This window comes from Streptomyces sp. NPDC001231, assembly GCF_042896885.1.
In the GTDB taxonomy this organism is placed as follows: domain Bacteria; phylum Actinomycetota; class Actinomycetes; order Streptomycetales; family Streptomycetaceae; genus Streptomyces.
This window is the reverse complement of the sequence record NZ_JBIAXS010000009.1, coordinates 222031-244211: the sequence shown is the minus strand read 5'-3', so window position 1 is coordinate 244211 and position 22181 is coordinate 222031. Positions and strand designations below refer to the sequence as shown.

The window sequence follows — 22181 nt, the reverse complement described above, 5'->3', positions numbered from 1 at the left end:
ACCAAGTCGCGCACGGGTGGCCGGCCAACATGGCCGACGCGCACAACGCGCTGCCGCCGCCGGACGTCTTGCACCTGCCGGTGGGCCGCCCCGGCACCCACAAGATCTACCGCGACGCCGTGCACCCCTCCCGGCTCGTGCTGCCGTTCACGACGGTCCCGGCGACGGACGCGCCACGGTGGTCCCCGCTCAGTCGCCCTGCCGCTCGACGGAGCGGGAGCGTCGGTGGGCCGCGACCCGTTCGCGGATCGCGCACCGCCGGGAGCAGTAACGGCGTTCGGGGCCGCTGCCCTGGGTGACGAAGACGTTCCGGCAGCTGGGGGAGGCGCAGATCCTGCCGGGCGTGCGCTGAAGGTCCCGGAGCAGGACGGTCAGGGCCATGCAGGACGAGGCGAGGAGCCGCTGAGCAGCGTCTTCGTCCACTGCGGCAGCCCCCGCAGCGCCCCGGACTTCGGCCACGGCACGCGACCGGCGATCTGGATCGGCGTCGTCGTGGTGCTCGTCGGCGCACTGTGCGCCCCGGCCGTTCCCCGGACGGTGACGGCGACGAGGAGCCCCGCCGCCGAGGAACGGGAGAGCGAGCGGACCCCGACCCCGGCCGGCGCGTGAACTCGTTCGCTTTTCACCGGACTTGGCGTGCTCAACGGGCCTCCGCAGGGGAGACCCGCTCAAGATCGACGAGCGCCGGTGGGAGCTGTGTGCGCACGGTGGAGGTACCGGCGGGTGACTGTCCTGGTGCGGGGTCGCCCCGCGCGCAACGTTACGCACATGGGGAAAGCATCATGACCAAGAGCACCGTGCGGACTTCCGCCCCTCCGAGCGCCCTGGCGGATCCGCTGCTGAACCACGGGGTGGCGTTCACCCAGGCGGAGCGGGACGAGCTGGGCCTGACCGGGCGACTGCCGTCGGGGGTGCTGACACTCGAGCAGCAGGCGCGGCGCGCCTACGACCAGTTGCAGGCCCAGGGCGGCGACTTGGCCAAGAACGTGTTCCTGGAGCAGCTCCACGACCGCAACGAGACCCTGTACTACCGGGTGCTCACCGATCACCTGGTGGATCTGTTGCCCATCGTGTACGACCCCACGGTCGGCGAGGCGATCGAGAAGTACTCCCACGAGTACCGCCGCCCCCGGGGTGTCTTCCTGTCCGTCGACCGCCCGGAGGACATCGAGAAGGCCTTCGCCACGCTTCGGCTCGGGCCCGAGGACGTGGACCTGATCGTGTGCACGGACGCGGAGGAGATCCTGGGCATCGGCGACTGGGGGGTGGGCGGCATCCAGATCTCGGTCGGCAAGCTGGCCGTGTACACGGCGGCCGCCGGCATCGACCCGCGCCGCGTCATCCCCGTGTCGCTGGACGTGGGCACGGACCGCGCGTCCCTGCTGGACGACCCGCTGTACCTGGGCAACAGGCACCACAGGGTGCGCGGCGCCGACTACGACGCGTTCATCGAGAGGTACCTGCGGACCGCGTCGTCGATGTTCCCCGGCGCGCTGCTGCACTTCGAGGACTTCGGCCCCAGCAACGCCCGGCGGATCCTGGAGGCCTACGGCGGCACCTACCGGATCTTCAACGACGACATGCAGGGCACCGGGGCGATCACCTTGGCCGCGGCGCTGTCGGCCGTCAAGGTCAGCGGTGTGCCGATGCGTGAGCAGAGGCTCGTGGTCTTCGGCGCCGGCACCGCCGGTGTCGGTATCGCCGACCAGTTGCGCGACGCCATGATCCGTGACGGCGCGAGCCGCGAGCGGGCCACCGCACAGGTGTGGCTGATCGACAAACAGGGCCTGCTCACCCGTGACATGGCCGATCTGCGCGACTACCAGCAGCCGTACGCGCGCGATCCGGCGGAGGTCGCCGGCTGGGCGGGTGACGGCGGCGCCATCTCCCTGCTGGAGACCGTGCGGCGGGTCGAACCGACCATCCTGCTGGGCACCTCCACCGTGCACGGGGCGTTCACCCGCGAAGTCGTCGAGGCCATGGCCGCCGGCACCGAGCGGCCGATCATCTTCCCGATCTCCAACCCCACGTCGCGCATCGAGGCCATGCCCGCCGACGTCATCGCCTGGTCCAGGGGCAAGGCCCTGGTCGCCGTCGGCATCCCCGCCGCGCCCGTGGACTACGGCGGAGTGACCTACCGGATCGCCCAGGCCAACAACGCGCTGCTGTATCCCGGCCTGGGTCTGGGCACGATCGTCTCCCGCGCGTCGCACGTGACCGCCGGCATGCTGCTCGCGGCCGCGCAGGCGGTGGCCGACCAGGTCGACGTCTCCGCGCCCGGAGCCTCGCTGCTCCCGCCGGTGGAGAACCTGCGCGAGTCGTCGGCGCTCACCGCGGCGGCCGTGGTCCGCGCGGCCGTCGGCGAGGGCGTCGCCGCCCACGAACCCGCCGATCCCGACCGGGCGGTCCGCCAGGCCATGTGGCAGCCCGTCTACGCGGGCGGAGCGGATTCATGACGCCGCCCGGCCCCGGCGCGACCCCGGACGGCGGCGCCCGGGACGAGCGCGCCCCGAAGATCCGCGATCTACCCGTCGGACTGCACGCGACCGGCACTCGGAGGGAGACCGACTCGATGGGCGCCGTCGACGTCCCGGCCGACCGGTACTGGGGCGCGCAGACCCAGCGCTCGCTGATCCACTTCTCCATCGGGGACGACCGGATGCCCAAGGCCGTCTACCACGCCTACGGCTACGTCAAGAAGGCCGCCGCGATCGTCAACGGGCGGGCCGGACGGCTGCCGGCCTGGAAGGCGGGCCTGATCGAGAAGGTGGCGGACGAGGTCATCGCCGGCGAACTCGACGACCACTTCCCGCTGTACGTGTGGCAGACCGGGTCCGGGACGCAGTCCAACATGAACACCAACGAGGTGATCAGCAACCGCGCCATCCAGCTCGTCGGCGGCGAACTGGGCAGCAAGACACCCGTCCACCCCAACGACCACGTCAACATGGGGCAGTCCTCCAACGACACCTTCCCCACCGCCATGCACATCGCCGCGGTCAAGGCCGTCCGCGAGCGCCTGCTGCCCAGCGTGCGGGAACTCCAGCGGGCGATCGAGGCCAAGGCGGAGCAGTGGCACGACGTGGTCAAGACCGGCCGCACCCATCTGGAGGACGCCGTGCCGCTCACCGCCGGACAGGAGTGGTCCGGCTACGCCCACCAGCTCGAGCAGGCGGCCGGCCGGGTCACCGGATCCGCTGAGGGACTGTACGAGCTGGCCATGGGCGGCACCGCGGTCGGGACCGGGCTCAACGCCCCGCCCGGATTCGGCGAGCGGGTCGCCGCCGAGATCGCCTCCGCGACCGGCCTCCCGTTCACCACCGCCGAGAACAAGTTCGCTGCCCAGGGCGGTCTGGACGCCATGGTCGGCGCCTCCGCCGGGCTGAGGGCGCTGGCCGTGCCGCTGATGAAGATCGCCAACGATATCCGCTGGCTGGCCTCCGGACCCCGCTGCGGACTGGCCGAACTGAGCCTCCCGGCGAACGAGCCGGGCTCCTCGATCATGCCGGGCAAGGTCAATCCGACCCAGTGCGAGGCGATGGTCATGGTCTGCATCCAGGTGCTGGCCGAGGACACCGCCGTCGCCTTCGCCGGCTCGCAGGGCAACTTCGAGCTCAACGCCATGCGCCCGGTCATCATCAACAACTTCCTGCACGCGGCCACCATCCTCGCCGACGCCTGCACCAAGCTGCGCCAGTACTGCGTCGAGGGCACGCGGCTCAACCGCGACCAGATCGACAGGTACGTCGACCGGTCACTGATGCTCGTCACCGCGCTCTCACCGGTCATCGGCTACGACAAGGCCTCGGCCATCGCCCACAGAGCCGACGACGAGGGCACCACCCTGCGCGAGGCCGCACTGGCCTCCGGCTACGTCACCGCCGAGGAATTCGACCGCGTCGTCGACCCGGCCGCCATGGTCGGCGCGGCCGGGCGTCACGGGTGAACACGCCGTCACGTTTCGGGCCTGCCCGCCGAACGGGAGATCGCCGGGCCAGGTTTCGCGTGGCTGGGGCACATTGGAACCATGCACATACGGCAGCGCCTCGACCGGACGCGGCAGCCGTGGCGGTCGCGCCACGCGCTGGTGGCGATTCCACTGGTGCTGATCGTCGCGATCACCCTGGGGGACATCCGCTCGCCGGAATCCGTCCACCTCGGCCCGCTGCTCGTCGTGGCCCCCGCCATCACCACCTCGTTCGGCGGTTACCTGCTGACCGGACTGATCGGGGCGCTGGCGGTGGGAGCAGAGGTGATCATCGCGGCGGTCCAAGGCGGAGTGGGCACCACCAACCACATCTCGCAGCTCGTCGCGCTCGCGATCCTCTCGGTCTTCTGCATGGTCGTGTGCTTCTTCCGGGACCGGCGCAACGCGGAGCTGGCCCAGGTGCGGTCCGTGTCCGAGGCCGCCCAGAGAGCCCTGCTGCGCCCGCTGCCCGACCACCTCGGCGACCTGCACATCGCCTCCTCGTACCTGGCGGCCGAGAAGGAGGCGTGCATCGGCGGCGACCTGTACGCGGTGACGCGCACCGGGGACCGTACCCGGGTGATCGTCGGCGATGTGCGGGGAAAGGGGCTGGCCGCGATCGGGGAGGCGGCCACGCTGCTCGGCTCGTTCCGGGAGGCCGCGCACCACCACGCCACGCTGCCCGCCCTCGCGGAGGCCCTGGACCGCAGCGTCTGCCGCTACCTCACCGAATTCCCGGAAGCGGACGGGGAGGCCCAGGAGCACTTCATCACGGCGCTGCTGCTGGAGATCCCGGAGCACAGCCCGGTGGCCCGGGTGGTTCACTGCGGGCACCCGCCGCCTTTCCTGATCAGGCACGGTCACGTCATCTCCGTGACGAGTCCCCGCCCGGCGCCTCCGCTGGGCATGTCGGGACTCCGGCCGGACGCCTACGACACGCATGCCTTCTCGTTCCACCCCGGTGACACCCTGCTCCTCTACACCGACGGCGTCGTGGAGGCCCGGGACCGTGGCCGGGTCTTCTACCCGTTGCGGGAGCGGGTCGAGCAGTGGACCAAGTGCGGACCCAGGACACTGGTGCAGCGCGTGGAACAGGATCTTCTCGCCCACACCGACGGGGCTCTCGGCGACGACGCCGCCATCCTCGCCATCCGGCGCGCGCCGGTGCCGCACACCGGCCTCCACCTCAGTCATCGGGTGCACGAAGCTGTCTGACGTGGCGCAGGAACGCGGTGACCGCGGGAGACAGGTCGCCGCGCGGATGGACGACTCCGACGGTCCAGGCCGGCGCGTGCGCGGCGAAGGGGCGGACCGGGAGTTCCGGGAACCGGGCCGCGAGCGACGGGGGCATGATGCACACGCCGAGGCCGTGCCGGACGAGATCGGCCGCCGCGAGCAGGTCGTTCACCTCGAACGTGACGGCGCGTTCCAGGGACGCCGCCCGGAAGGCCCTGTCGACCTCGTGCCGCACCGCCCAGCCCGGAGAGAAGTCCACCAGCGGCAGCCCGGCGGCCTCGGCCAGGGTCACCGGACCCTCGGACGGCAGACCGTCCGGCGTCGGCGTGGTCACCAGGACCATCTCCTCCCGTGACAGCAGCCGGGTCGAAAGACCACGCGGCACCGGGGTGTCCAGAGCGGTCACGGCCAGGTCGACGGCACCGTCGCGCAGTGCCTGCGGGATGTCCGCGGCCGGGCCTGGCGCAGCCGCACCACCACGCCCGGATGCTCCCGGTGGAAGTCCGCCAGCGCCGCCGCGAGGCCGCCGTGCAGCCCTTGCATCACACCGATCGTGATCTCCCCGTGCAACTCGCCCTGAGCGAGATCGACGGCGGCCCTGGCCTCCTCGGCAGCACGCAGGGCGGCGCGCGCCGCCGGCAGGAAGGCGCGCCCCGCGGGGGTCAGCGACACCCGGTGGGTGGTGCGCTGGAACAGCGCCGCGCCCAGTTCGCGCTCCAGGGCGCGGACCGCGCTGGAGACCGCTGACTGCGCGACGTGCAGCCGCCGGGCCGCGGCGCTGAACCCGCCTTCTTCGGCGACCGCGACGACGACCTTCATCTCCCGAAGATCCATGGCCGGCCTTCCCTGGCCCATCTCCCGCACAGATAACCATCATCTTGGATTATCTTCACGCAACGGGAAAAAACGGACCCGCCGGCTCGTTGGCACCAGCAGGCGGTGAACGAGGCGATCGAACGACCGAGGCCGTTCCGCAGCCGCCGGAACCAAGCGTCGAGACAGTCGAGGACGGGAGTGCTCTCATGCCGCCGACGTCGGCCACGGGTCCGCGTACGGACCGCGCGTCCGCCCCGAAGACCCGAGCGCCCGAGCGTCCGGACACCGTGTTCCGGTACGGCGCGGGGTTCTGGACGGTCGCCGCGGTGTTCGTGATCGCGATGGCGTTCTCCACCGTTCCCACACCGCTGTATCCCCTGTACGAGGCCCATGACGGGTTCTCCACGTTCACGGTCACGGTCGTGTTCGCCGTATACGCGGTCGGAGTGCTGATCAGCCTGCTGCTCGCCGGGCACGTCTCGGACTGGCTGGGCCGCAAGAAGGTCATGACGTCGGCCCTGGGACTGGAACTTCTCGCCGCCGCCCTGTTCCTGTCCGCGCCGGCCCTGCCGGTACTGGTCGTCGCCCGGCTGGTCACCGGTCTCGGCGTCGGCATGCTGACGGCGACCGCCACCGCCTATCTTCAGGAACTGCACAGCGCCCACCGGCCCGGCGCCTCGGCACGGCGGTTCGAGATCGTGTCGACCGCGGCCAACATCGGCGGACTCGGCCTCGGGCCCATCGTCGCCGGAGCGCTCGCCCAGTACCTGGGCGCGCCGCTCCGGCTGCCGTACGCGGTCTTCGTCGTGCTGCTGCTGACCGGTGCGGCCGCCATCGCGCTGATGCCCGAGACCGTCGACAAGCCCGCGGTCAGGCCGGCCTACCGTCCGCAGCGAGCCGGGATCGCCCTCGGCGACCCCGGATTCCTCGCCGCCGCGGCGGCCGGGTTCACCTCCATGGCCGTGTTCGGCCTCTTCACCTCCGTGGTCCCCGGATTCGTCGGCGGGACCCTGCACCACCCGTCCCGGGCGCTCGCCGGACTGGTCGTGTCCGCGGTGTTCGCAGCCGCGGCTGCGGCCCAGACGGGCACCGGACGGTTCGGCGCCCGGGCGCGCTGGGACATCGGGCTGCTCGCCCAGGCCGTGGGCATGGCCGTCCTCATGGTGGGCATCCACCTCGCCAGCCTGCCCGTGTTCCTGCTCGCCGGGATCATCGCCGGGGCCGGCGCGGGCGTGCTGTTCAAGTCCGCCGTCGGGCAGGTGGCCGGCATGGCGGCGCCGGCCCGGCGCGGCGAAGCCCTCGCCGGGCTGTTCCTCGCCTCCTACCTCGGTCTGGCACTGCTTCCCGTCGGCCTCGGAGCGGCCAGTCGCACCATGAGCCTGTCCGACGCGACGTCGTGGTTCACCGCCGTCGTCCTCGCACTGCTCGTCGCCGTCGCCGTACGCGGTCGCCGCCAGGGCCCCACCGCGGCCGGCGAGCCCGCTCCACGGCACGGGCGATGAACCCTGCCGGACAGCGCCCCCGGGCACCGCCACCCCGGACGGCCGCCGGATCGAGGGCGCCTGGTCGAGGGTGCGCTTCGACATCGTCCTGGCGCCAGACGACGCCTGAGCGACGCCCAAGCAACGGATAGAGCAAGCTATGTGACGAACCGTCAGGTCAACCCGGGCCGGCTCGTGGTCCACATCATCGGCCCCACCTACGACGTTGAAGTGCGGCACCGGCAGGCTGGGGTGGTGCGCCCGCCCCACCCCCGCCGTCACCCACTCCGCGGGCGACGGGACCCGGGTCCGGGCCGGTGTCCCCTCCGGTGGACTTTTCCCCTCGGATCCTTCGGGAACGGTCCCGGAACGTTCCTCAGCCGTGGACGGGCGCCTGCTCGCCGGTGGCCCGGGTGCGGGAGGCTTCGATCTCCGCGTAGGCCTGCTCGCGGCCCTCCCAGTGCGAGCCCTCGACGGACTTGCCGGGTTCCAGGTCCTTGTACACCTCGAAGAAGTGGGTGATCTCCAGCCGGTCGAAGAGGGGGATGTCGTCGATGTCCTGCACGTCCGCGTACCGCGGATCGTGCGCGGGGACGCAGAGGATCTTCTCGTCGGGGCCGCGTTCGTCCTTCATGGCGAACATGCCCACCGCCCGGCACTCGATGGTGCAGCCGGGGAACGTCGGCTCGCCGGTCAGCACCAGCGCGTCCAGCGGGTCGCCGTCGCGGCCCAGCGTGCCGTCGATGTAGCCGTAGTCCGCCGGATACTGGGTGGAGGTGAACAGCAGCCGGTCCAGCCGGATGCGGTGCAGTTCGTGGTCCATCTCGTACTTGTTCCGGGACCCCTGGGGGATCTCCACGATCACGTCGAACTCCATGGTGTCCTCCTGGTGACGGAAGCCGTCCCGCCGTGCGGCACCAACGCGTGCAGCCGTACGTGCCGGGCGGGCATGGGCGGACCGGGCCGTGGGCAGGTCGCGGCGGCCATGGCCAGGGCGCCGGTGACCGCCCCTCCCAGCCACCGGGGCATCCGGACGCCCGTACTGCGGGCCAGGGCGACGGCTGCTCCCGTCCGCAGCCCACGGCGATGCCGGACAGCGCACCGAGGCCGGAGGGCCGGTTGTCCCGGCTGCCTCCCGTTCCGGGGACCGGATGGCCCAGGTCCCGCGCGATCTCGTCCACCGCCTGGGCGGGGGCCTCGCCGGCCGGCCTTCCCCGCCACGTCTTGTCGGCGTAGGTCACGGCGTTCAGCACGGTCGTTCCGGCGGCACCGGCCGCGCCGCCGCGCACAATGCTCCCGATCATGCCGGTCCGGGTTCCCGCCACCCGTGGTTGCGAATCGCACGGGTCCCCGTGGCGCGCGGAAGGCCGCTGCGGGCGGTCGGGGGCGGCATACCCCGTGCCGGTCTTGGGCCGGGGATCGTCCTGGACGAACTCGACCGGCAACTGGCCGGTCACCGCCTCCAGTTCGGTCCCAAATCGTCGACGCACACCCACTGCGCGCCGGGCGGCATGATCGGCAACAACTCCTGCGGGGGCGTCCGCCGAGATGCAGGAGTTCGTGCCCAGCCACCGTGACCGCGGGACCCGCCCCCCGCACACACGGCGGGCGGTGACGGGACCACCCTCGACCCGTCGGTCGGCGCGGTCCGGCGTGAGTGCCGGACCGCGCCGACCGACGTGGCCGCCGAGGGGACGGAGGAGCAGCGCCTAGCGCCGACCGGCCGCGGCGGCCGGGAGCGCCGCTTGCGCCGTCTCGGCGCAGGTCACCGGGCGGCTCCGAACTCCTGGGTCCAGTAGTTGCCCGGCTGGGCGAGACCGACGCCGATCTCCTTGAAGGAGCAGTTGAGGATGTTCGCCTTGTGGCCGGCACTGGACATCCAGCCCGCCATGACCTGCTCCGGAGTGGCGTAACCGTAGGCGACGTTCTCGCCGTAGGTCTGCCAGGTGTAGCCGGCCCGCGTGATGCGGTCGCCCGGGTTGGACCCGTCGGACCCGGTGTGCGACATGTTCCGGTGGGCCGCCATGTCCTCGCTGTGCGCCTGGGCGGCCTTGGTCAGCTTGTCGTTCACGGTCAGGGCCGAGCAACCGGCCTTGGACCGTTCGGCGTTGACGAGTTCCACGACGCGAGCCGTGGCCTCGGACGATGTGCCGGTGTCCTTGGACGCGGTCGGTTCGGCGGGCGCACTGGCATCCGGCGCGGTCGGTTCGGCGGGCGCCGCGGTGTCCGGCGCACTCGGTTCGGCAGGCGCACCTGCGTCCGGTGCGCTCGGTTGGCTGGGGGCGGCCGGCTTGGCCGGGGACTCCGGTGAAACGGGGCTGACCGGGGAGATGGGGTTGTTGCCCTGCCGGCTCCAGCCCGGGTTGCCGTGCCGACTCCAGCCGGGGTTGCCCTGCCGGCTCCAGCCGGGGTTGGCCTGCTGGTTCCCGGCGCCGGAGGAGGGACGCTCTCCGGGGGCGGACGGCTGGTTGCAGGCCAGTGCGGTGGAAGGTATGGCGACGGCGCCCGTGGCGACGGCGGCGACGACTATGCGCCGGTAGTGCTGCTTCTTGCGGTGCGTGCCCATTGCGTGACCTCGCTCGGGGTGGGGGGTCGTCATTCTCTGGACGGCTCCGCAAAGGGCGCAAAGGGCCCTTGTTACTACCTGACCTCGTACTCTCGCGAGACCCTTGCGAAAGCGAATACCGGCGTGCTGTTCCCGGCTGCCGCGGCCGCCGGATTCCTGGCACGCCGTCAGAAGGCTCCGGGCGGCGCGGGACGAGCGAGGGGGGCGGGGGAGGGGAACACTGCCGGGCCCGCCGTGACGCGCTCTGCGCGAAGACGGACAAATCTCATATGTCGCCAGAGCGGCATCTACTAAGCAGCCCGCTTAGTTACGGGAATGGTGTGATGGATGTCACGGAATCACGGTTTCGTGACCATGTTCCACGTGATGCGTCGCCGGGTCCCGCGTGATGCGAGGGGCGCGGCGACACGCCGGACTTTCATCCTTCGTTTTCTTGAGTCGTTCGTGTTTACGGCGTAGGTTCGGCCCATGACCGGACCTCGGAGCGAGTCCACAGCCGGGGAGCTTCGTGACGCCGGCCTGCGCGTGACCGCCGTGCGGGTGGCGCTGCTCGAGACCGTACGGGCAGGTGATCACCTCGATGTCGAGGCGATCGCCTCCGGGGCGCGCGAACGCGTGGGTCACGTCTCCCTGCAAGCCGTCTACGAGGCGCTGCGCGCGCTCACCGCGGCGGGGCTCGTGCGCCGTATCGAACCGGCCGGCAGCCCGGCCCGGTTCGAGGGGCGCGTCGGGGACAACCACCACCACGTCGTGTGCCACTCGTGCGGTGTCGTCGCCGACGTCGACTGTGCCGTCGGCAGCGCTCCCTGTCTGGAAGCGTCCGGGAACCACGGCTTCTCGATTCACGAGGCCGAGGTCACCTACTGGGGCCTGTGCCCCGCCTGTTCCACCTCCGGCAGTACCTGAGCTCGCGATCCGCCCAGTCCGGAAGGAAGACCATGTCCGAGAACCCCGATGCAATCGTGACCGACGCCAAGACGGAGGGCGCAGGCGGCTGCCCGGTCGCGCACGGTCGTGCGGCGCACCCCACCCAGGGCGGTGGAAACCGCCAGTGGTGGCCGGAGCGCCTCAACCTGAAGATCCTTGCCAAGAACCCCGCGGTGGCCAACCCCTTCGGCGAGGACTTCGACTACGCCGAGGCGTTCAAGAGCCTCGACCTCCCGGCCGTCAAACGGGACGTCGCCGAGGTGCTGACCACCTCGCAGGACTGGTGGCCCGCCGACTTCGGCCACTACGGCCCGTTCATCATCCGGATGGCGTGGCACAGCGCCGGCACCTACCGGATCAGCGACGGCCGGGGCGGCGCCGGCGCCGGCCAGCAGCGCTTCGCGCCGCTCAACAGCTGGCCGGACAACGGGAACCTGGACAAGGCCCGCCGCCTGCTGTGGCCGGTGAAGAAGAAGTACGGCCAAAACCTCTCGTGGGCCGACCTCATGATCCTCGCCGGCAACGTCGCCCTGGAGTCGATGGGCTTCAAGACCTTCGGGTACGCCGGCGGCCGTGAGGACGTGTGGGAGCCCGAGGAGGACGTCTACTGGGGTCCCGAGACCACCTGGCTCGGCGACGAGCGCTACACCGGCGACCGCGAGCTGGAGAACCCGCTCGGTGCGGTCCAGATGGGCCTGATCTACGTCAACCCCGAGGGCCCGAACGGCAACCCGGACCCGATCGCCGCGGCACGCGACATCCGTGAGACGTTCCGCCGGATGGCGATGAACGACGAGGAGACGGTCGCCCTGATCGCGGGTGGCCACACCTTCGGCAAGACCCACGGCGCGGGCCCCGCCGACCACGTCGGCCCCGCCCCCGAGGGCGCCTCGATGGAGGAGCAGGGCCTGGGCTGGCGGAGCACCTACGGCACCGGCAAGGGCGGCGACGCGATCACCAGCGGCCTGGAGGGCATCTGGACGGACACGCCCACCACCTGGGACAACAGCTTCTTCCAGATCCTGTTCGGCTATGAGTGGGAGCTGTTCAAGAGCCCGGCCGGCGCCTACCAGTGGCGGCCGAAGGACGGCGCGGGCGCGGACACCGTCCCCGACGCCCACGACCCGTCCAGGCGGCACGCGCCCACGATGCTGACGACGGACCTCTCGCTGCGCGTCGACCCGGCCTACGAGCCGATCTCGCGCCGCTTCATGGAGAACCCGGAGGAGTTCGCGGACGCCTTCGCGCGCGCGTGGTTCAAGCTGACCCACCGCGACATGGGTCCGGTCGTGCGCTACCTCGGCCCGGAGGTTCCGGCGCAGACGCTGCTGTGGCAGGACCCGCTGCCCGAGGCGGAGTACGAGCAGATCGACGCCGGGGACGCCGCCGAGCTCAAGGCCAGGATCCTCGACTCGGGTCTGTCCGTGTCGCAGTTGGTGTCCACCGCGTGGGCGTCGGCCTCCACCTTCCGCGGCAGCGACAAGCGCGGCGGTGCCAACGGCGCTCGCATCCGGCTTCAGCCGCAGAGCGGCTGGGAGGTCAACGACCCCGACGAGCTGGCGACGGTGCTGCGCACCCTGGAGCAGGTCCAGGAGTCCTTCAACGCCGCCCAGAGCGGCGGCAAGCGGGTCTCGCTGGCCGACCTGATCGTGCTCGCCGGTGGTGCGGCCGTCGAGCGGGCCGCCAAGGAGGCGGGCTTCGACGTCGAGGTGCCCTTCACCCCGGGCCGCGTGGACGCCTCGCAGGAGCAGACCGACGCGGAGTCCTTCGCCGCGCTGGAGCCCACCGCCGACGGCTTCCGCAACCACTACGGGAAGGGCAACCGGCTGCCGGCCGAGTACCTGCTGCTCGACCGGGCGAACCTGCTGACCCTGAGCGCCCCCGAGATGACGGTCCTCGTGGGTGGTCTGCGTGCCCTGGGCGCCACGTACAAGGGCTCGCAGCTCGGTGTCCTCACCGCGACGCCCGGCGTGCTGACCAACGACTTCTTCGTCAACCTGCTCGACCTGGGCACGACGTGGAAGGCGACCTCCGAGGACGCCGCCGCCTTCGAGGGCCGCGACGCCGCCACCGGCGAGGTCAAGTGGACGGGCAGCCGTGCCGACCTCGTCTTCGGATCCAACTCCGAGCTGCGCGCGCTCGCGGAGGTCTACGCGAGCGACGACGCGAAGGAGAAGTTCGTCCAGGACTTCGTCGCGGCGTGGGTCAAGGTCATGAACCTCGACCGGTTCGACCTCGCCTGATCGCGCATCACCACAACCGAACACGCCTGATCGCGCCTGACTTCGGCTGATCATGGCATCGAGGCCGGCCGGCCCGCTCCGGCCGGCCTCGACGTGTTTCCGCCTCCCCGCGTCCCGGAATCTTGTTTCATCCTACACCTAAGTGCATAATGCGCTTATGCATAAGCGGGTTATGGACCCAGCGGGTCCCGAGGCGTCGCCCGAGGACCTGATGATCGCCGTCGAGCAGATGGTGCGCTACGTACGCCGCAGCGCCACGGCCGGCGGGCTGAGCACGGCCGCCTCCTCGGCACTGTCCCGGCTGGGCCGCGAGGGCCCCTACCGGCTGACCGAGCTGGCGCGGGCGGAAAGCGTGTCCCAGCCCAACATGACCCAGCTCGTGACCCGGCTGGAGCGGGCGGGCCTGGTACGGCGCACCGCCGACCACAGCGACGGCCGAGGCGTGCTGGTGGAGGCCACCGACGCCGGTCTCGAACTCTTCCGGCAGCGCCGCGCCGAACGCGCCCGGGCCCTTCAGCAGCTCGTAGAGGAACTGCCCGAGGCCGAGCAGCGCGCGGTGCGGGTCGCGCTGCCGGCCCTGGCCCGCGTCATCGAGGACCGCCAGGCGCGCTCCTGACCCGCCGCGCCACCACCGCTCACCTCAGCCCACCTCACAGGAGAGGCGCACATGAGTGCACCGCACGGAAAGGCCGCCGGTCACGGAAAGGCCGCCAGCCCTTTCAAACAACCCAAGGCCGTCTGGGCCGTCGCGTTCGCCTGCGTCATCTCGTTCATGGGCATCGGCCTGGTCGACCCGATCCTGCCCGCCCTGGCCGAGAGCCTGCACGCCACGCCCAGCCAGGTTTCCCTGCTGTTCAGCAGCTACCTGATCGTCACCGCGGTCGCGATGCTGATCGTCGGCTGGTTCTCCAGCCGCTTCGGAGCCAAGCGCACCCTCGTCACCGGCCTGGCCGTCATCGTCGTCTTCGCCGCCCTGGCCGGCTCGTCGGGCTCCATCAACGGCATCGTCGGCTTCCGCGCCGGCTGGGGGCTGGGCAACGCCCTGTTCATCGCCACCTCGCTGGCCGTCATCGTCGCCTCGGCCAGCGGCGGCTTCGGCGGCGCGATCATCCTCTACGAGACCGCGCTCGGCCTCGGCATCGCCGTGGGCCCGCTGCTCGGCGGCGAACTGGGCGCCATCAGCTGGCGCGGCCCCTTCTTCGGCGTCGCCGTCCTCATGGCCATCGCCCTCATAGCCACCCTGGCCTTCGTCCCGAACCTGCCCAAACCAGAACGCCGCACCTCGCCCCTCGCCCCCCTCAAGGCACTGCGCCACCGCGGCCTGCTGACCATGGGCATCATGGCCCTGCTGTACAACTGGGGCTTCTTCACCATGCTCGGCTACGCGCCGTACCCGATGGAGCTCGGCGCCCACCAGCTCGGGCTGGTCTTCACCGGCTGGGGCCTGCTCGTGGCCGCCTTCAGCGTCTTCTTCGCCCCGCGCCTTCAGGCCCGCTACGGCACCGCCCCCGTGCTCTACGCCAACCTGCTCGGCCTGAGCATCGTGATGGCCGTCATCGCGGCCGGCGTCGCCACCCCCACCGTGGTCATCGTGGCGGTCATCGTCAGCGGCGCGTTCATCGGCATCAACAACACCCTGACCACCCAGGCCGTCATGCTCGTCTCCCCGGTCGAGCGGCCCGTCGCCTCCTCCGCGTACGGCTTCCTGCGGTTCATCGGCGGCGGCCTGGCACCCTACGTCGCCGGCAAGCTCGCCGACGCCACCGACCTCAGTGTCCCGTTCTACCTCGGCGCCGCCACCTTCCTCCTCGCCATTCCGGTGCTGGCCTTCGGCCACCGGCTGCTGCGGGAGGCCGAGACGCGCACCGGTGAAGGGGAGCCCGTCACACCGACGTTCACGCCCGTCGGCACCGCGGCGTCCACCGGCACGCCGCCCGTGGTCGTCGCCGTCGGCGCCCACGAAGGGGCCGCCGTGATCGTCGACGCCGCGGCACGGCTCGCCCGGGACACCAGCAGCCCCCTGGAGATCGTGCACGTCCAGCAGACCGCCGTCGTCGAGGAACAGGCGGCCGACGCCGAGGACTTCACGCAGGCCCGCGCCACCGTCACCGCCCACCTCGACCGGCTCGCCGCCCATGGCGTCGTCGCGCGGGGCCAGATCCTCGGCAGCGTCGGCGACCACGCGGCGGCCGGCCGCGCCCTGGCCCGGCACGCCGCCGAGGTGGGCGCGCGTGCCGTGGCGGTGGGCCGTTCGCCGCGTGGCCCGCTCGCCCAGTTCGCCGACGGCAGTTTCACCGCGGCCCTGACCCACGCCGCCACCTGCACCGTGGTCCTGGTCGACCCCGACAGCGAGCCGCGGCCGCTGACCGCGGCCACGTTGTCGGAGCTCCGGGGCGCGGCGGGCTGACCGGCGTCGGATCCCCGGACGGGGACCGCGCGGCGGGCGTTACGGGTCGCGGGGCGCGCGCCGCGTGCGCGAGCGGGGGTCGACGGCCAGGGAGCCCGCGGTGACCTCCTCGGGGTCGGGTTCCGGCCGGCCGTGCCGGTCGCCGAGGAACGCGTCGCCGTACAGGTCCTCGAGCCAGGAGGACTGGTAGATCGTGTCGAGGTAGCGCTCCCCGAGGTCCGGGGCGATGGCCACGGCGGTCAGGGCACGGGCGTCGTTGCGCGACAGCCAGTCCATCGCGCCGCTGACCACCGTCCCGGTGGACCCGCCGAACAGGAAGCCGCGCCGGGCCAGCCGATGGCAGGCGCGAATGGTGTCCGCCTCCTCGACCTGGACCACCTCGTCGACAAAGGACTCGTCGAGCAGCGGCGGGCGCATGCTCATGCCCAGGCCGGGAATCATCCGCCGGCCCGGCTTGCCGCCGAAGGCCACCGAGCCGACGGTGTCCACCGCGACGATCCGCACCGGCCGGTGCCACTCGCGGAAGTAGCGGGCACAGCCCATCAGCGTGCCCGTGGTGCCCGAGCCGACGAACAGCACGTCGAGACGGGGGAACTGGAGGGCGATCTCCGGCGCGGTCCTGCGGTAGTGGGCCCCCCAGTTGTTCGGGTTGGTGTACTGGCTGAGCCAGACGTACCGCTCGTCGGAGGCGCACAGCGCGCGGACGTAGTCGATCCGCGCGCCGAGGAAGCCGCCGTTGGCGTCCAGATCGGCGATGACGTGCACCTCGCTGCCCAGCGCCTCCATCAGCAGCCGGGCGGACAGGTTGCAGCGGGAGTCCGTCACGCAGAGGAACCGGTAGCCCTTGCTGGCGGCGATCATGCTGAGCGCCACACCGAGGTTGCCCGACGAGGACTCGATGAGGATCGAGCGGGGCGTCAGGAGACCGTCCCGTTCCGCGGCCTCCACCATCTCTGTCGCGGCCTTCATCTTGATCGAGCCGGCGAAGTTGAAGCCCTCGCACTTCAGGTAGAGCGAGCGCCCGAATATCGGCCGGAGATCAACATAGAGTTGGCCTTCGTTGAAGGCGTGGGGGGCTGAGATGACGGGCACGCTGGCCTCCTGATGCCTGGGCCGAGGGTAGGAACGTTCAGCCGTACCGGTGCAGCTCATGGAAGAAGTCGTCGATGACGTGCAGGTTTCCGGCGCGGGCCACCTCGTCGTAGACGTACTTGCCGACGGCGAGGTCGAGGACCCCCAGGCCGAACGGCGAGAAGATCACCGGCCGGTCGGTGGGGGGATCCACCCGCCCGGTCATGACGTCGTCGAGGGTGCCGTGCAGGAAGTCCCGGCCGCCGGTGAGCTGTTCGGTCAGGTGCGGCGAGGTGCCGGCCTTCAGGCAGTGCTCGACGTCGTCGACGAAGTTGGCCGCGGAGAGCAGCACCTGGGGGGCGAGATCGCGCAGCGACACGTGCAGGACGACCGGATGGTGGGTGAACCAGGCCGGGTCGGTGACGTGCGGTTCGCCTGCGACCGTCGCGAAGACCACCAGGTCGCTGGAGCGGATCAGGTCCTCGGCGCTCTCGTGGACGGTGACCTCCGGGGCGTGCCCGGCGGCAGCGGTCTGGCGCAGGTAGCCGCAGAACCCGGCGGAGCTGTCGGCGGACAGGTCGTACACGCCGACGCTGTCGAAGCTGAAGCCGGTGCCGGTCAGGAAGGTGTGGATGTAGCGCGCGATCAGGCCGGTGCCGAAGAAGCCGACCCGGGTGGGGCGAGGCCGGTTGCGGGTGAGCCAGTCGGCGGCCAGCGCCGCGGACGCGGCGGTCCTGGTGGCGCTGATGATGGAGCTTTCCAGACAGGCGAACGGGTAGCCGGTGTCGTGGTCGTTGAGGACCAGGACCGCCGAGGCCCGGGGCAGGCCGGCGCCGACGTTGGCCGGGAAGCTGGAGATCCACTTCAGTCCGTCCACGCGCGCCGACCCGCCGACGGAGGCCGGCAGCGCGATGATCCGCGCCGTGGGACGGTCGGAGAAGCGCAGGAAGTACGACGGCGGGTTCACCGTGCTGCCGGAGCCGTGCAGCCGGTACGTCGCCTCGACCAGCTCCGTGAGCTGCTTCTCGCGCCCTTCGAGCGATTGCCGGACCTGGGCGCCGGAGATCACGGCGAAGGTCGGCACCGGGGCGGGCCGGGAGGTGGTCGGATCGGTGGCGGGAGAGGTCACGGGGGTCATCGCCGGCTTCCCTTCGGGGTCGGGCCGTACTCGGCCAGGCGCTGGGGCTCGGCCATGGCGACGAGCACCTGCCGGTCACCGGTGAAGGCCTCCCTGCTGTGCGCGGTGCGGATGTTGTCGACCAGCATCAGGTCGCCGGACTGCCAGGGCTCGCGTCGGGTGTGCGCCTCGTAGGTCTCGTTGAGCAGCTGCACGACCTCCTCGCCGATCGGTGCGCCGTCGCCGAAGCGGGTGTTGAACGGCAGCCCGTCCGCTCCGTACTCGTCCACCAGGTACTCGCGCACCTCCGGGGCCAGCGTCCATTCGTTGAGGAAGGCGATCTGGTTGAACCAGCAGCGCCGGCCGGTGACCGGGTGCCGGACCACGGCGCAGCGCCGCTGCCGGGTGCGCAGGCCGCCGTCCGGCTGCCAGGCGAACTCGATGGCGTGGGCGCGGCAGTAGTTCTCGACGGTCTCGCGGTCGTCGCTGCCGAACGACTCCGCCAGGGACGCCCCGATCTCGTCGTTGTAGCTGCGGGTGAGCAGCCAGCCCTCGCGCTCGAAGCGCTCGGTCAGCTCCGCGGGCAGCGCGTTCAGCACCGCCTCCGCGTCGGCCACCGCGGTCGCCCCGCCCTCGGCGGGCGCGGTCGGGCACGCGAACAGCATCAGTCCGGGCACCTTCAGCGCGTAACTCAGCTCGTGGTGCATGCACATGGGCTGGTTGGCGGGCCAGGCGGTGGAGGAGTACAGACCGGGGCCGTGGGACTCGCGGGGGGCGAAGGCCTCCCGTTCCGGCATCAGCGGGCCGGCCAGTTCCGTGAAGACGGCGGAGATCTGCTCGGGCTCCCGCAGTCCCAGGCCGCGTACGAGCACGGCTCCGTGCTCGGCGACCCGGGCCCGCAGTGCGTCGCGGTGCTCGGCCGCCCATCCGGTCGCGTCCGCAGAGGTCTCGACACGAAGGACGGGCGGTCTGCTCGGTCGCAGCTCCACCTCCAGTACCGAAGCCGGGGACGGGAACGACATCTCGGTTTCCTTTCGTTGGTCACCAACGAGGCCGGGGCAGGCCTCAGCGGTGTTCAGGAGGAGGCCAGCAGCTCGGCGGCGTCCAGTACGGCCGCCGCCACCGCGGCCGGGCGGGTGCGTGGGAAGTAATGGCCACCGTCGGTGAGTTCACGCAGTTCCACCTGTTCGGCCAGGAATTCCCAGTCCCGCCAGTGGTCGCGGAAGCCCGCGGTGCTCGGGTCGTCGGCGGCGACGACCACGGTGACCGGCGCGGCCAGTCTCACCGCCGGCGGGCTGTCCAGGGCGTCGGCGAAGCAGCGGTGCGCCGACACGCAGTCGTGCCGGTAGGCGGCCCCGACGCGTTCGGCGTGCTCCGCGTTCAGCTCGCCGAGCTCCAGGTGGCCGCCGTGCGCACCGAGCCGGGCGGCGATGTCGGCGTCGCCGCGCACAGTCAACTCGGCGGCGGCGGCGCTTCGTTCGGCGGCCGTGCCGAGCAACTGCGCGCCGAGGAACACCCGTGTCACTTCCACTCCGAGCGCGGAGAGCTTCCGGGCGGTCAGCAGGGCGGGCGCGGTGCCGGAGGAGTGGCCCCAGAGCATGACCCGCTTCAGGCCGCGCCCGGCGATCTCGGCGGCGACCCGCTCCACCACCTGTTCCAAGGGCGCGAACGGCTCCTCGCCGGCCGCCAGGTCGTGGCCGGGCAGGTCCACCGCGTGGACGGCGACGCCGCTGCCGGCCAGAGCGCTCGCCAGCGGCTGGAAGTTGACCGCGTTGCCGCCCGCGTGGGGGAAGCACACCAGCGCGCACTCGGAGGAATCCTCGCCCGCCGACAGCGGCTGGAGCAGTTCCGGCCGCTGCCGGGCCGTGCCGTCGAGGCACGCCGCGAGGTCGGCGAGCACCGGGTGCCGGGTGATGTCCTTGAGGGACACCGCGCGGTTCAGGGCGATGGTGAGCTTCACCGCCGACAGGGAGGTCCCGCCGAGGTCGAAGAAGTGGTCCCGCCGGCCGATCGTCTGCCCGGGCAGGCTCAGCAGTTCCGCCCAGGCGGCCGCCAGCCTCCGCTCGGTCGGGGTGCGCGGGGCGTCGTCGGACTCGCTGGAACCGGCTTCCTCCGCCGCCTGCGCGCCGCGTTCGGCCAGCGAGGTCAGCGCCTTGCGGTCGATCTTGCCGTTGGCGGTCAGCGGCAGTCCGTCCTGCCAGTGGAAGGCCGACGGGACCATGTACGCGGGGAGCACGGCACCGAGCGCGTCGCGCAACTCCTCCGGCTCGAGTCGCCGGCCGCTGTAGAAGGCGATCAGATGAGTGCTGCGGCCCGCGAGTTCGGCGACGACCACCGCGCCGTCCCGAACCCCGGGGATGCGCAGCAGGGTGTTCTCGATCTCCCCGATCTCGATGCGGAACCCGCGGATCTTGACCTGGCTGTCCCGGCGGCCGAGGAACTCCAGCTTCCCGCCGGGGTGCCAGCGGCCCCAGTCGCCCGCAAGATACAGCCGCTCGCCCGGCCGGTACGGGTCCTCGCGGTAGGCCTCACGGGTCCGCTCGGGGTCGTTGACGTATCCGCGTCCCACGCACACGCCGGAGAAGGCGATCAGCCCGGGGGCGCCGAGCGGCACGGGCGAGAGGTGCTCGTCGACCACGTAGACGCGCACGTTGCCGACCGGGCGTCCCAGCAGCACCCGTTCCGGAACCGCGTCCATGACCTCGTGGTTGGTGTCGTCCGAGGTCTCGGTCAGCCCGTAGGCGTTGACCAGCTTGACGCCGGGCTGGAGGGCGAACCATCGCTGGACGAGTTCCCGCTTCAGCGCCTCGCCGGTCACCGACACGCAGGCCAGGTCGGGCAGTTCGCGGGGGTGCCGCTCCAGGTACGAGGCGACCACCTCCAGATAGGAGGGTACGACCTGCGCCACGGCGACCCGGCCGCGCACCAGTGTGTCGACGAACCGCTCCACATCCACGACGGCGTCCTGCTCGACCAGCAGGGTTCGCCCGCCCACCAGCAGCGCGGCCAGCAGCTGCCACAAGGAGATGTCGAAGCACTGCGGAGCCGTCTGCGCCACCACCCGCCCGGGCCCGATCCCCAGATCGTCGATCTTGGCGTACAGGTGGTTGAGCATGCCGGCGTGCTCGCACATCGCTCCCTTGGGCTCGCCGGTGGAGCCGGAGGTGAAGTAGATGTACGCCAACTGGCCCGGGGAGACCTCCACCCGGAGGTCGTCGTCCGCGTGCTCCTCCGCGTACGCCGTTTCGATCAGCAGCTTCTCGGTCCCCGGCGGCAGCGCGGCCAGCGCCTCGTCCAGGGTGCCGGTGCTGCCCGGCTCGGTCAGCACCAGCCGGCAGCCGGCGCGGGCGAGCGTCGCCTCGATGCGCCCGGCCGGGAAGTGCGGCTCGATCGGCAGATAGGCACCGCCGGCCTTGAACACCGCCAGTACCGCCGCCAGCCAGTCGAGGTTGCGTTCGGTGACCACGGCCACCACGTCCTCCCGGCCCAGACCGCGCTCCAGCAGCGCGCGGGCCAGCCGGTTGGCCCGCGCGTTCAGCTCCCCGTACGTCCACGAGCGCTCGCCGTGCACCGCGGCCACCGCCTCGGGGTGGGCCCGTACCCGCTCCTCGAAGAGCTCGTGCGCCCGCGCGGACGGCAGCTCCCGGTGGGGTCCGGCCAGCCCCTCCAACTGGTAGCGCGTCTCCTCGGGCGACAGCAGGCTCTGCCGGGTGTGCTCGGCGTCCGCGTCGGCGGTCATCAGGCGCAGCGCGGTCAGGTGGTAGCCGCAGACCCGGGCCGCGGCCTCGGCGTCCAGCGCGTCCGTGCGGTACCGCAACCGTGCCGTCAGCAGCCCGTCCCGCTCGCCGAAGGCCATCCGCAGCACCGCCTCGGCGGGCAGGGCGCCGCCCCCGGTGTCCGCCGGGTCGAAGACGGCCTCGAACGACGGTCCCGAGAGTCCCAGCTCCCGGCGCAACTCGTCCACGGGGAAGTCCCGGTGCGCGAGCAGGTCCGCCGCGACACGGTGGGTGTCGAGCACCAGCCGGCGCCAGGACCCCGGCGCGACGGCCGGCCGGCAGGGCAGCGGGCCGACGTCGGGGCCCGTGACACAGCCCGTCACCACGTCCTGCTCGCCGGACAGCGCGGCCAGCACCTTGGCGTGCGCGGCCAGCAGGACCGCGCTGGACGGCACCCCCAGCTCCGCCGCGAGGGCGCGCACCGCCCGCGCCGTCCCGGCCGGCACGGTCTCCTCGTGCTCGGCGTCACCGGCCACCGGCTCGCGTGCCCACCGCGGAACGGCGGTGAAGCCGCCGGCGGTGAGCACCTCGCTCCAGAACTCCCTGTCCGCTGCCACGAGCGCTCCCATTGAAT

17 protein-coding genes and 1 pseudogene are annotated in these 22181 nt (G+C 71.9%); 8 read left to right on the top strand and 10 right to left on the bottom strand.

What is annotated here, in order from left to right; all coding sequences use genetic code 11:
- Positions 1-189 precede the first annotated feature (189 nt).
- Positions 190-402: pseudogene (locus tag ACFY3J_RS13995) on the bottom strand (CGNR zinc finger domain-containing protein); the annotation flags it as partial.
- A complete protein-coding gene (locus tag ACFY3J_RS13990; RefSeq protein WP_390840930.1) occupies positions 372-626 on the bottom strand; it encodes a hypothetical protein in 255 nt (84 codons plus the stop codon). The pseudogene ACFY3J_RS13995 and the gene ACFY3J_RS13990, both read right to left, overlap by 31 nt.
- A gap of 156 nt (positions 627-782) precedes the next feature.
- On the opposite strand from ACFY3J_RS13990, the gene ACFY3J_RS13985 reads away from it, so the two are divergent.
- From ACFY3J_RS13985 to ACFY3J_RS13975, 3 genes are all read left to right on the top strand, one after another.
- Complete coding sequence (locus ACFY3J_RS13985) at positions 783-2456, top strand: NAD-dependent malic enzyme (RefSeq protein WP_384179687.1); 1674 nt, start codon at positions 783-785, stop codon at positions 2454-2456.
- Positions 2453-3946 carry a class II fumarate hydratase gene (fumC, locus tag ACFY3J_RS13980; RefSeq protein WP_384179689.1) on the top strand — a complete coding sequence of 498 codons (1494 nt, stop codon included), beginning with the start codon at positions 2453-2455 and terminating at the stop codon, positions 3944-3946. Before ACFY3J_RS13985 ends, fumC begins: the two co-directional genes overlap by 4 nt.
- An 81-nt stretch (positions 3947-4027) precedes the next feature.
- On the top strand, positions 4028-5182 hold the full coding sequence (locus ACFY3J_RS13975) for a PP2C family protein-serine/threonine phosphatase (RefSeq protein ID WP_384179691.1): 1155 nt from the start codon (positions 4028-4030) through the stop codon (positions 5180-5182).
- Here the strand turns inward: ACFY3J_RS13975 and ACFY3J_RS13970 are convergent.
- Positions 5154-5609 (bottom strand): LysR substrate-binding domain-containing protein, encoded by a 456-nt coding sequence (locus tag ACFY3J_RS13970; protein ID WP_390840915.1) that lies wholly within the window; start codon positions 5607-5609, stop codon positions 5154-5156. The genes ACFY3J_RS13975 and ACFY3J_RS13970 overlap by 29 nt on opposite strands.
- Positions 5606-6037: a LysR family transcriptional regulator gene (locus tag ACFY3J_RS13965; RefSeq protein WP_390840914.1), complete on the bottom strand. Its 432-nt coding sequence runs from the start codon at positions 6035-6037 to the stop codon at positions 5606-5608. The genes ACFY3J_RS13970 and ACFY3J_RS13965 overlap by 4 nt, the downstream gene beginning before the upstream one ends.
- Before the next feature lie 188 nt (positions 6038-6225).
- Here ACFY3J_RS13965 and ACFY3J_RS13960 point away from each other — a divergent pair, with 188 nt between their 5' ends.
- Entirely contained in the window at positions 6226-7521 is a 1296-nt protein-coding gene (locus tag ACFY3J_RS13960) for an MFS transporter (protein ID WP_384179695.1), read from the top strand.
- Positions 7522-7876: 355 nt separating this feature from the next.
- On the opposite strand, the gene ACFY3J_RS13955 is transcribed toward ACFY3J_RS13960, so the two are convergent.
- Positions 7877-8377: an inorganic diphosphatase gene (locus ACFY3J_RS13955; protein WP_390840913.1), complete on the bottom strand. Its 501-nt coding sequence runs from the start codon at positions 8375-8377 to the stop codon at positions 7877-7879.
- 888 nt (positions 8378-9265) lie between these two features.
- Positions 9266-10066, bottom strand: coding sequence for a CAP domain-containing protein (locus ACFY3J_RS13950; RefSeq protein ID WP_384179700.1), 801 nt, complete (start codon positions 10064-10066; stop codon positions 9266-9268).
- Positions 10067-10534: 468 nt separating this feature from the next.
- Here ACFY3J_RS13950 and ACFY3J_RS13945 point away from each other — a divergent pair, with 468 nt between their 5' ends.
- The 4 genes from ACFY3J_RS13945 to ACFY3J_RS13930 all read left to right on the top strand — a co-directional run bounded on the left by ACFY3J_RS13945 (position 10535) and on the right by ACFY3J_RS13930 (position 15643).
- The gene (locus ACFY3J_RS13945; protein ID WP_390840912.1) at positions 10535-10972 is read left to right on the top strand and encodes a Fur family transcriptional regulator; all 438 of its coding nucleotides are present in this window, start codon (positions 10535-10537) and stop codon (positions 10970-10972) included.
- A gap of 32 nt (positions 10973-11004) precedes the next feature.
- The gene (katG, locus tag ACFY3J_RS13940) at positions 11005-13236 is read left to right on the top strand and encodes a catalase/peroxidase HPI (protein WP_390840911.1); all 2232 of its coding nucleotides are present in this window, start codon (positions 11005-11007) and stop codon (positions 13234-13236) included.
- A 172-nt stretch (positions 13237-13408) separates the two neighbouring features.
- The gene (locus ACFY3J_RS13935) at positions 13409-13852 is read left to right on the top strand and encodes a MarR family transcriptional regulator (RefSeq protein WP_365433694.1); all 444 of its coding nucleotides are present in this window, start codon (positions 13409-13411) and stop codon (positions 13850-13852) included.
- Between the two features lie 51 nt (positions 13853-13903).
- Positions 13904-15643 carry an MFS transporter gene (locus ACFY3J_RS13930; protein ID WP_390840910.1) on the top strand — a complete coding sequence of 580 codons (1740 nt, stop codon included), beginning with the start codon at positions 13904-13906 and terminating at the stop codon, positions 15641-15643.
- A 39-nt stretch (positions 15644-15682) separates the two neighbouring features.
- Here the strand turns inward: ACFY3J_RS13930 and sbnA are convergent, their stop codons facing one another.
- Genes sbnA through ACFY3J_RS13910 form a run of 4 tightly spaced genes read right to left on the bottom strand, consistent with a single transcriptional unit; the run spans position 15683 to position 22176 of the window.
- Positions 15683-16735, bottom strand: coding sequence for a 2,3-diaminopropionate biosynthesis protein SbnA (gene sbnA, locus ACFY3J_RS13925; RefSeq protein WP_384179708.1), 1053 nt, complete (start codon positions 16733-16735; stop codon positions 15683-15685).
- 37 nt (positions 16736-16772) lie between these two features.
- Positions 16773-17852, bottom strand: a complete 1080-nt coding sequence (sbnB, locus tag ACFY3J_RS13920) for a 2,3-diaminopropionate biosynthesis protein SbnB (protein WP_384179710.1) — start codon at positions 17850-17852, stop codon at positions 16773-16775.
- Positions 17849-18853 carry a TauD/TfdA family dioxygenase gene (locus tag ACFY3J_RS13915; RefSeq protein WP_384179712.1) on the bottom strand — a complete coding sequence of 335 codons (1005 nt, stop codon included), beginning with the start codon at positions 18851-18853 and terminating at the stop codon, positions 17849-17851. Before ACFY3J_RS13915 ends, sbnB begins: the two co-directional genes overlap by 4 nt.
- A 53-nt stretch (positions 18854-18906) precedes the next feature.
- Complete coding sequence (locus ACFY3J_RS13910; protein WP_390840909.1) at positions 18907-22176, bottom strand: amino acid adenylation domain-containing protein; 3270 nt, start codon at positions 22174-22176, stop codon at positions 18907-18909.
- Positions 22177-22181 lie beyond the last annotated feature (5 nt).

Coding starts and splice junctions, on each gene's coding strand:
- ACFY3J_RS13910 (WP_390840909.1), bottom strand. CDS start 22,176: ATGGGAGCGCTCGTGGCAGCGGACAGGGAGTTCTGGAGCGAGGTGCTC.
- ACFY3J_RS13965 (WP_390840914.1), bottom strand. CDS start 6,037: ATGGATCTTCGGGAGATGAAGGTCGTCGTCGCGGTCGCCGAAGAAGGC.
- ACFY3J_RS13985 (WP_384179687.1), top strand. CDS start 783: ATGACCAAGAGCACCGTGCGGACTTCCGCCCCTCCGAGCGCCCTGGCG.
- fumC (WP_384179689.1), top strand. CDS start 2,453: ATGACGCCGCCCGGCCCCGGCGCGACCCCGGACGGCGGCGCCCGGGAC.
- ACFY3J_RS13950 (WP_384179700.1), bottom strand. CDS start 10,066: ATGGGCACGCACCGCAAGAAGCAGCACTACCGGCGCATAGTCGTCGCC.
- katG (WP_390840911.1), top strand. CDS start 11,005: ATGTCCGAGAACCCCGATGCAATCGTGACCGACGCCAAGACGGAGGGC.
- ACFY3J_RS13960 (WP_384179695.1), top strand. CDS start 6,226: ATGCCGCCGACGTCGGCCACGGGTCCGCGTACGGACCGCGCGTCCGCC.
- ACFY3J_RS13935 (WP_365433694.1), top strand. CDS start 13,409: ATGGACCCAGCGGGTCCCGAGGCGTCGCCCGAGGACCTGATGATCGCC.
- ACFY3J_RS13945 (WP_390840912.1), top strand. CDS start 10,535: ATGACCGGACCTCGGAGCGAGTCCACAGCCGGGGAGCTTCGTGACGCC.
- sbnB (WP_384179710.1), bottom strand. CDS start 17,852: ATGACCCCCGTGACCTCTCCCGCCACCGATCCGACCACCTCCCGGCCC.
- ACFY3J_RS13930 (WP_390840910.1), top strand. CDS start 13,904: ATGAGTGCACCGCACGGAAAGGCCGCCGGTCACGGAAAGGCCGCCAGC.
- ACFY3J_RS13915 (WP_384179712.1), bottom strand. CDS start 18,853: ATGTCGTTCCCGTCCCCGGCTTCGGTACTGGAGGTGGAGCTGCGACCG.
- ACFY3J_RS13955 (WP_390840913.1), bottom strand. CDS start 8,377: ATGGAGTTCGACGTGATCGTGGAGATCCCCCAGGGGTCCCGGAACAAG.
- ACFY3J_RS13975 (WP_384179691.1), top strand. CDS start 4,028: ATGCACATACGGCAGCGCCTCGACCGGACGCGGCAGCCGTGGCGGTCG.